Origin of the sequence: Methylobacillus gramineus, from assembly GCF_020532675.1 — a bacterium.
GTDB classification, from domain to species: domain Bacteria; phylum Pseudomonadota; class Gammaproteobacteria; order Burkholderiales; family Methylophilaceae; genus Methylobacillus; species Methylobacillus gramineus.
In genome coordinates, this window is record NZ_JAJAVE010000002.1 from 224,712 (window position 1) to 232,638 (window position 7,927).

The 7,927-nt window shown below is 49.3% G+C and carries 13 protein-coding genes and 4 tRNA genes; 16 read left to right on the forward strand and 1 reads right to left on the reverse strand.

Features of this window, described 5'->3' with window-relative positions; genetic code table 11:
* Position 1 precedes the first annotated feature (1 nt).
* The 8 genes from hisA to tatC are packed head-to-tail and all read left to right on the forward strand — an operon-like array spanning position 2 to position 3,946.
* Positions 2-745, forward strand: coding sequence for a 1-(5-phosphoribosyl)-5-[(5-phosphoribosylamino)methylideneamino]imidazole-4-carboxamide isomerase (gene hisA / locus LG201_RS10515; protein WP_226772154.1), 744 nt, complete (start codon positions 2-4; stop codon positions 743-745).
* On the forward strand, positions 742-1,500 hold the full coding sequence (gene hisF / locus LG201_RS10520) for an imidazole glycerol phosphate synthase subunit HisF (protein WP_226772155.1): 759 nt from the start codon (positions 742-744) through the stop codon (positions 1,498-1,500). Before hisA ends, hisF begins: the two co-directional genes overlap by 4 nt.
* Positions 1,497-1,889 (forward strand): phosphoribosyl-AMP cyclohydrolase, encoded by a 393-nt coding sequence (gene hisI, locus LG201_RS10525; protein ID WP_226772156.1) that lies wholly within the window; start codon positions 1,497-1,499, stop codon positions 1,887-1,889. The genes hisF and hisI overlap by 4 nt, the downstream gene beginning before the upstream one ends.
* Entirely contained in the window at positions 1,882-2,202 is a 321-nt protein-coding gene (locus tag LG201_RS10530) for a phosphoribosyl-ATP diphosphatase (protein WP_226772157.1), read from the forward strand. The genes hisI and LG201_RS10530 overlap by 8 nt, the downstream gene beginning before the upstream one ends.
* A 56-nt stretch (positions 2,203-2,258) precedes the next feature.
* Positions 2,259-2,597 (forward strand): histidine triad nucleotide-binding protein, encoded by a 339-nt coding sequence (locus tag LG201_RS10535; protein ID WP_226772158.1) that lies wholly within the window; start codon positions 2,259-2,261, stop codon positions 2,595-2,597.
* Positions 2,598-2,616: 19 nt separating this feature from the next.
* Positions 2,617-2,832: a Sec-independent protein translocase subunit TatA gene (tatA, locus tag LG201_RS10540; RefSeq protein WP_226772159.1), complete on the forward strand. Its 216-nt coding sequence runs from the start codon at positions 2,617-2,619 to the stop codon at positions 2,830-2,832.
* A gap of 17 nt (positions 2,833-2,849) precedes the next feature.
* Positions 2,850-3,221, forward strand: a complete 372-nt coding sequence (tatB, locus tag LG201_RS10545) for a Sec-independent protein translocase protein TatB (RefSeq protein WP_226772160.1) — start codon at positions 2,850-2,852, stop codon at positions 3,219-3,221.
* The gene (gene tatC, locus LG201_RS10550) at positions 3,218-3,946 is read left to right on the forward strand and encodes a twin-arginine translocase subunit TatC (protein WP_226772161.1); all 729 of its coding nucleotides are present in this window, start codon (positions 3,218-3,220) and stop codon (positions 3,944-3,946) included. Before tatB ends, tatC begins: the two co-directional genes overlap by 4 nt.
* A 20-nt stretch (positions 3,947-3,966) precedes the next feature.
* On the opposite strand, the gene LG201_RS10555 is transcribed toward tatC, so the two are convergent.
* The gene (locus LG201_RS10555) at positions 3,967-5,133 is read right to left on the reverse strand and encodes a S1C family serine protease (RefSeq protein WP_226772162.1); all 1,167 of its coding nucleotides are present in this window, start codon (positions 5,131-5,133) and stop codon (positions 3,967-3,969) included.
* Positions 5,134-5,174: 41 nt separating this feature from the next.
* Here LG201_RS10555 and LG201_RS10560 point away from each other — a divergent pair, with 41 nt between their 5' ends.
* The 8 genes from LG201_RS10560 to LG201_RS10595 all read left to right on the forward strand — a co-directional run.
* Entirely contained in the window at positions 5,175-5,921 is a 747-nt protein-coding gene (locus LG201_RS10560) for a Nif3-like dinuclear metal center hexameric protein (protein ID WP_226772163.1), read from the forward strand.
* A 245-nt stretch (positions 5,922-6,166) separates the two neighbouring features.
* Positions 6,167-6,766 (forward strand): glutathione S-transferase N-terminal domain-containing protein, encoded by a 600-nt coding sequence (locus tag LG201_RS10565; protein WP_226772164.1) that lies wholly within the window; start codon positions 6,167-6,169, stop codon positions 6,764-6,766.
* Positions 6,767-6,774: 8 nt separating this feature from the next.
* A complete protein-coding gene (locus tag LG201_RS10570) occupies positions 6,775-7,194 on the forward strand; it encodes a ClpXP protease specificity-enhancing factor (RefSeq protein ID WP_226772165.1) in 420 nt (139 codons plus the stop codon).
* A gap of 15 nt (positions 7,195-7,209) precedes the next feature.
* A tRNA-Thr gene (locus LG201_RS10575) sits at positions 7,210-7,285 on the forward strand.
* Between the two features lie 62 nt (positions 7,286-7,347).
* Positions 7,348-7,432 (forward strand) — tRNA-Tyr (locus tag LG201_RS10580).
* 42 nt (positions 7,433-7,474) lie between these two features.
* A tRNA-Gly gene (locus tag LG201_RS10585) sits at positions 7,475-7,550 on the forward strand.
* A gap of 23 nt (positions 7,551-7,573) precedes the next feature.
* Positions 7,574-7,648: transfer RNA gene (locus tag LG201_RS10590), tRNA-Thr, on the forward strand.
* Between the two features lie 59 nt (positions 7,649-7,707).
* The coding region (locus LG201_RS10595; protein ID WP_264193337.1) for a GTP-binding protein at positions 7,708-7,927 on the forward strand (220 nt) is incomplete at its 3' end.

Sequence of the window (7,927 nt, forward strand, 5' to 3'; positions counted from 1 at the left end):
CATGCTCATTATTCCAGCTATCGACCTGAAAGACGGTCATTGTGTACGTTTGAAACAAGGATTGATGGAAGATGCCACCGTATTTTCCGAAGATCCAGGCGCCATGGCGCGTCACTGGGTAGACCAGGGCGGCAAGCGCCTGCATTTGGTCGATTTGAATGGTGCATTTGCTGGTAAACCAGTCAATGAAGATGCCATCAAGGCCATTGTCAGCGCGGTGGGCAATGATATTCCCATCCAGCTTGGTGGCGGTATCCGTGATCTAGAAACCATAGAGCGCTATCTGGATAATGGTATTAGCTACGTTATCATCGGTACGGCGGCGGTGAAAAACCCGGGCTTCCTGCACGAGGCATGTTATGCCTTCCCTGGGCAGATTATGGTGGGCCTGGATGCCAAGGATGGCAAGGTGGCTGTGGATGGCTGGTCCAAGTTGACAGGACACGATGTGATTGACCTGGCCAAGAAATTTGAGGATTACGGTGTCGAGGCTATTGTCTATACGGATATTGGTCGGGACGGCATGTTGACTGGTGTCAATATTGAAGCCACGGTGGCGCTTGCACAAGCTTTGACCATTCCTGTGATTGCCAGTGGTGGTGTCACCAATCTGGAGGATGTGCGTCGCTTGTCTGCCGTAGCAGATGAGGGTGTGATCGGTGCGATCACCGGGCGTGCCATTTATGAAGGCACATTGAATTTTGCCGAGGCACAGGCCCTGGCAGATGAATTGGCGGGTGGATGAGTTTAGCCAAGCGTATTATTCCTTGCCTGGACGTGACCAATGGTCGCGTGGTCAAAGGCGTCAATTTTCTGGAGTTACGCGATGCTGGTGATCCAGTGGAGATTGCACGTCGCTACGATGAGCAGGGTGCTGATGAGTTAACGTTCCTGGACATCACAGCGAGTTCGGATAATCGTGGCCTCATTCTCAATATCATTGAGCAGGTTGCTTCGCAGGTGTTTATACCCTTGACGGTGGGCGGCGGAGTACGCGCGGTGGAAGATGTGCGCCGGTTGCTCAATGCAGGGGCTGATAAAGTTAGTATTAATACGTCTGCTGTGACTAATCCACAACTGGTAGCCGATGCCGCTTCGCGCTTTGGTTCCCAGTGCATAGTCGTCGCGATTGATGCCAAGCAAGTGGGCGATCATTGGGAAGTATTTACTCATGGAGGTCGGCAGGCGACAGGCATTGACGCAATTGAGTGGGCCAGAAAAATGGTGGCATTGGGTGCCGGTGAGTTGCTGGTCACCAGCATGGACAGGGATGGTACCAAGATAGGCTTTAATCTGCCGTTGAACCGCGCAATCAGTGACGCAGTGGATGTGCCTATCATTGCTTCTGGCGGCGTAGGTAATCTGACTCACCTGGTTGAGGGTGTGAAAGAGGGTGGTGCGGATGCTGTATTGGCTGCCAGTATTTTCCATTATGGGGAATACACAGTGCGCGAAGCCAAGGAATACATGCGCGACTATGGCATAGAGGTACGGTTGTGAGTAACCTATGGCTGGATAAAGTCAGTTGGACTACAGATGGCTTGGTGCCGGTGATTGCCCAGGAATTTGGTACCAACAAGGTGTTGATGTTTGCCTGGATGAATCGCGAGGCATTGCGCCTGACGGCAGAAACCAGGCAGGCCGTCTATTGGTCGCGTTCTCGCAATCGCCTTTGGCATAAGGGCGAAGAGTCTGGGCATGTGCAAAAAGTGCATGATATCAGGCTGGACTGTGACGAGGATGTGGTGCTGATTCTGGTTGAACAGGTGGGAGGCATTGCCTGTCATACTGGCAGGCATAACTGTTTTTTCCAGAAACTGGAACACAATGATTGGATAGTAGATCAGCCGGTCGTGAAAAATCCTGAGGATATCTACCACCATGAGTGATGTGTTGAACAGGCTGGCCGAACTGTTGGAACAGCGTAAACTGGCAGATCCTCAATCTTCTTATGTGGCAAAGCTGTATGCCAAGGGCACAGATACCATACTTAAGAAGATAGGCGAGGAAGCGGCAGAAACGATTATTGCCGCCAAGGATGGAGATGCTGAGAAAATTGTCTATGAAACTGCGGATCTCTGGTTTCATTGCATGGTAATGCTGGCACATGCCGGGCTTGGCCCCCAGGATGTCTTGAATGAGCTGGCCAGGCGCGAGGGTTTGTCGGGTATTGATGAAAAGGCCTCCCGTCCAGCGGATTGATCAACGAGGACTGGGATGTCGTACCCAGCTTTTGCGAAATAGACAGGAATATCTTGATGAATGCTGATTGTATTTTTTGTAAGATAGTAAGTAATGATATTCCTTCCAATACATTCTATGAGGATGAGGATGTCGTTGTATTTCATGACATTCATCCTATTGCACCGGTACACTTTTTAATAGTGCCCAAGTTACACGTTGAAAGCTTGGCAAGCTGTGATGAAACGCATCACGGATTGCTCGGCAAAATGCTTTTATTAGCACCCAAACTTGCTACCCAGCTAGGTCTGAAAGGATTTCGCACCATGATCAATACTGGGCGTGAAGGTGGACAGGAAGTGTTTCATATACACATACATGTATTTGGTGGCGGTGAAACGCTACCAAAGATCTGACATATCAGGAGGGCGAGCAATGGGTTCATTTAGTATTTGGCACTGGCTGATCGTACTGGCGATTGTGGTATTGATTTTTGGCACCAAGAAGCTGCGTAATATCGGTAGCGATGTTGGTGGCGCTGTTAAGAACTTCAAGGAAGCTGTGAATGACGGTAAGTCGACCCCCATTCTGGAAGACGAGGCGCAAGGTAATACCATCGATAATGAGATCAGGCAAAAGCAGAAACAATAGGCTGGAGAGTATCCCCATTGTTTGATATTGCCTTCTCTGAGCTGGTCGTTATTTGCGTTGTTGCGCTGATTGTGATCGGCCCGGAAAAACTGCCCAAGGTCGCACGTACGGTGGGCTTGCTGGTGGGGCGCGTGCAGCGTTATGTGAATGGTGTTAAATCCGATATCAGTCGTGAACTCCGGTTTGAGGAGCTGCAACGCTTGCAGGATCAGGTACGAGAAGGCATCAATCAGGCCGAGTCGGCAGTGAACCGTGAGGTGAACCAGATTGGAGACATTGGCAAGAGTCTGGCCAATGATATAAAGCCAGAGACGGACAACCCCGTTGATGCCAGCTCCGCGTTATCGGAGCACAATATTAACGATAGTAAAACTGGTAAGCCGGATTGAACCCCTCTGACACCTTTATATCGCATCTGATAGAGCTGCGTGATCGATTGTTACGTATTGTGGTTGGGCTAGTCCTGATCATGATTGCATTGTTTCCGTTTGCGAATGACATCTATACTTTTCTGGCCCAGCCTTTATTGAAAAGTCTACCTGTTGGTGGGCAGATGATAGCTACCGATGTCACCACACCATTTTTTGTGCCGATGAAAGTGGTCATGCTGACGGCATTTATGATTGCCTTGCCGCATACGCTTTACCAAATCTGGGCATTTGTGGCACCTGGTTTATATACCCATGAACGCCGTTTGATTGGCCCGCTCGTATTTGCCAGTACCGTGTTATTTCTGTGTGGCATGGCGTTTGCCTATTTCCTGGTGTTTCCCGTGGTATTTGGCTTTATTGCCGGTACTGCACCGACAGGGGTGGCCGTCATGACGGATATAGGTAAATACCTGGATTTTGCCATCACGCTATTCATGGCGTTCGGTTTGGCATTTGAAGTGCCAGTCGCTGTCGTGTTGTTAGTGAGTGCCGGTGTGGTGAATGTGCAGACGCTACGCGAAGCCAGGTCTTATGTGATTGTAGGTGCCTTTGTCCTGGGGGCTATCTTTACACCCCCGGATGTCATTTCACAAATTATGCTGGCCGTGCCTTTATGGCTGCTCTATGAGGTGGGCATTCTTGTGGCCAGCCTGATGCAGAAAAAGGCCAGGCAACTTAGTTAAGTTGGTCGTTTCAGACTGCCTTACTCTTCGTTGCGAGCTACTTCCGGCTTCGGCCGCTTGCCGATTACAATCGAAACCGTCATTTCTTTCTGGTTGCGTGCGATCTTCACCGTGACTTTTTTCTCTGGCTTCAAGCTTGAAATGACATTAAGCATTGTGGAGCTGTCTATTACTTCACGGCTGTCGATCTCCAGCAGAATATCACCGGGACGCAAGCCTGCATTGTCTGCAGGCCCGCCACGCAACACGCCAGCAATAAGTGAGCCGCGAATTTGCTTGAGATGAAAGGATTCCGCCAGCTCAGGTGTAATGTCTTGCGCTTCTATGCCGATCCATCCACGTGTTACGCTACCCTGGCGTATGATTTGTTCCATTACTTGTTTGACTAGGCTTACCGGGATTGCAAAGCCTATGCCCATGGAGCCACCACTGCGTGAGTAAATGGCACTGTTGATGCCGACCAGATTGCCCTGGGTATCGATCAATGCGCCGCCAGAGTTACCCGGATTGATCGGGGCATCGGTTTGGATAAAGTTCTCGAATGTGTTGATACCTAAATGGTTGCGTCCGAGCGCACTGATAATGCCCTGCGTCACAGTCTGGCCCACGCCAAATGGATTGCCGATGGCGAGAACGACATCGCCAACGTTGATATTTTCCTGTTGCGCAAATGTGATGGCAGGTAGGTTACGGACATTAACCTTGAGTACTGCAAGATCGGTTTCAGGGTCTGTACCGACTACACGTGCTGGAACGGTTCGCCCGTCCGCCAATGCGATTTCGATTTCATCGGCAGCCTCAATCACGTGGTGATTGGTAAGGATCAGGCCCTGGCTGTTAACGATGACACCAGAGCCCAGGCTGTTCTCGCGTTGGCTTTGTTGTTGCTCATCCTGTTGTTCGCCAAAGAAATGGCGAAACAAGGGATCGTCCATAAGCGGACTTTCGGTCGTCTGTGAAGCTTTTTTGGAGGTGAAAATATTGACCACACTGGGCATGGCAGTCTTGGCCGCCACGCTGTAAGAGCCTGGCTGTGTCATGGTTTCTTCAGTGTTGGAGGGCGCTTCTTTGACGATCAAGGAGGTGTCGCGATGAGGAAGTACGTGTGGGTAAAACAACTGCACCACGAAAAGTGCAGCAAGACTGATGGTGACGGTCTGTGCAAAAATAAGCCAGAGTTTGCGCATGTTTTTTCGATTTGGCGTAGATCTAAATGTGGAGAATCACAATGAAACTAAAAGAGCTGGTCGATTATACCGGACAATTCCTGCAGGTAGAGCGCTTCCGTGATTATTGTCCCAATGGCCTACAAGTGCAGGGCAGGCCGGAGATCAAAAAGCTGGTCAGTGGTGTGACTGCCAGCATGGCCTTGTTGCGAGCAGCACAAGAGGCGGAGGCCGATGCGGTGCTGGTTCATCATGGCTATTTCTGGCGGAATGAAAATCCAAGCATTACAGGAATCAAGCAGCAGCGCCTCAAATTCCTCCTGCAGCATGATATCAATCTGTTGGCTTATCACTTGCCACTGGATGCGCACGTGGCGCTAGGTAATAACGCTGAGCTTGGACGTATTCTGGGGATAAGTCTGGAGGGTTGGGCCGGGGAGCAGAATCTGATTGCCTATGGCAGCCTGCCAGATCAACTTAAGCTGGGTGAATTTGCCCTGAAGTTGGAAAGTGTGTTGCATAGACCACCGCATATATTCGGTGACCACGATAAGCCCATCCGCCGAATTGCTTGGTGTACTGGTGGAGCGCAGGGATATTTCGAGGAAGCTATTGCCTTGGGTGTGGATGTATTTATCAGTGGTGAAGTGTCGGAGCAGGTGTTTCATCTTGCGGCTGAAACCGGAGTGGCCTATATAGCTGCCGGACATCATGCCACTGAGCGATACGGAATACAGGCCTTGGGGCAGCATCTTGCGCAGCAGTTCCAGCTGGAGCACCAATTCATTGAAATAAAAAATCCTATATAGTCATTTAACTTAATGAATATTAAGGAAAAAACAAGGTATTCCTTTTAATTTCAATTTAAACTCTGTAAACTACGCGGCTGATTATTAATTTGCCACGTTTCTCATCATCCGTAGTGTGCTTGCATTTGTCTGGTTATGGCTGTTTGGGTGGCAGTTTTGTATTTATATTGTGTATTTATCTAGGGGCGAAAATTCCAGTGCGGGATTTTCGTCTGACTTTTTTCATCAGCCGGGATTGAATAATTATGATGACTTTGTATTCGGGTACTACCTGCCCATATAGCCACCGTTGCCGCATCGTGCTATTTGAAAAGGGAATGGACTTTCAGGTGATTGATGTGGATATGGCAAACAAACCGGAAGATCTGGCAGTGATCAATCCCCATAACACTGTACCTGTTTTGGTTGAGCGTGATCTGGTGCTTGAACAGGCCAATATCATCAATGAGTATATTGATGAGCGCTTTCCGCATCCACAGTTGATGCCTGCCGATCCGGTGATGCGAGCTCGTGCACGTTTGTTCTTGCATAACTTTGAAGATCAGTTGTTTAGCCAGATTGGGGATATTGAATCCGGTAATGCCAAGGCTGCAGATAAGGCCAGAGCCAATGTGCGTGACAATCTAACGCAAATTGTGCCTTTGTTTAGCCGTCAGCAATATATTCTTGGTGATGAGTTTTCCATGCTGGATGTGGCGATTGCGCCGCTGTTGTGGCGCCTTGGTCATTATGGCATTGAGCTGCCAAAGCAAGCTGCCCCTTTACTAAAGTACGCAGAACGTATATTCTCTCGCCCGGCTTACATAGAAGCAATGACCCCTTCCGAAAAAGCAATGCGTAAATAGGGGGTGGCATGGCTGAATTGACATCAACCAAGCCCTATATGATTCGTGCGATTCACGAGTGGTGTACGGATAACGGCTTGACGCCACATTTGCTGGTTGCGGTGAATTCGCAGACGCGTGTACCAATGGCGTATGTGAAGGATGGGCAGATAGTGCTGAATATCAATTACAGCGCTACAAAAAGTTTGCATATTGGATCGGATGCTGTTACATTCTCAGCCCGTTTCGGTGGTGCATCAAATGAGTTGTATGTGCCGATTGATGCGGTGCGTAGAATTTTTGCTCGCGAGAATGGTGAAGGCATGTTTTTTCAGGAGGATCCGCAAGGTTCAGATCCTGACAATACCGATGCTAAAAGTAGTAATGCGGATGCAGGTAATGCTCATCCGCCGGTAGTAAAAAAACCATCCTTAAAGGTGGTTAAATAACAGTTTTGTGGTTGTGCCGGATTAGCTCAGTTGGTAGAGCAGCGCACTTGTAATGCGAAGGTCGTCAGTTCGATTCCGACATCCGGCACCATTTTCTTCTGTAAATGCGTTTGACACTTCGTCAAAATATACGCATAATCCCGGGTTCTGTTTGGAGGGGTGGCCGAGTGGTTAAAGGCGACGGACTGTAAATCCGTTCTCTCAGAGTACGAAGGTTCGAATCCTTCCCCCTCCACCAGCATGAAATTTGGAGCCAGGGTTTAGATTTCTGGTTAGATGTGCGGGTGTAGCTCAGTTGGTAGAGCACTTGCCTTCCAAGCAAGATGTCGCGAGTTCGAATCTCGTCGCCCGCTCCATAGAATTCAGAATTTAAGAAAACGCCCATGTGGCTCAGTGGTAGAGCACTCCCTTGGTAAGGGAGAGGTCGCGGGTCCGATTCCCGCCATGGGCACCATTTGGTGCTTGGATATTACGCACTCATTAACTTGATAAAGTCGGTTAAAGGAAACGGAAATGGCAAAAGGTAAATTTGAGCGGACGAAACCGCACGTAAACGTAGGGACGATTGGTCACGTTGACCATGGTAAGACCACGCTGACAGCTGCGATCACTACCGTGTTGACCAAGAAATTTGGTGGTGAAGCCAAGGACTACTCCCAGATCGATAACGCGCCGGAAGAAAAGGCCCGTGGTATTACTATTAATACCTCCCACGTTGAGTACGAAACTGCTG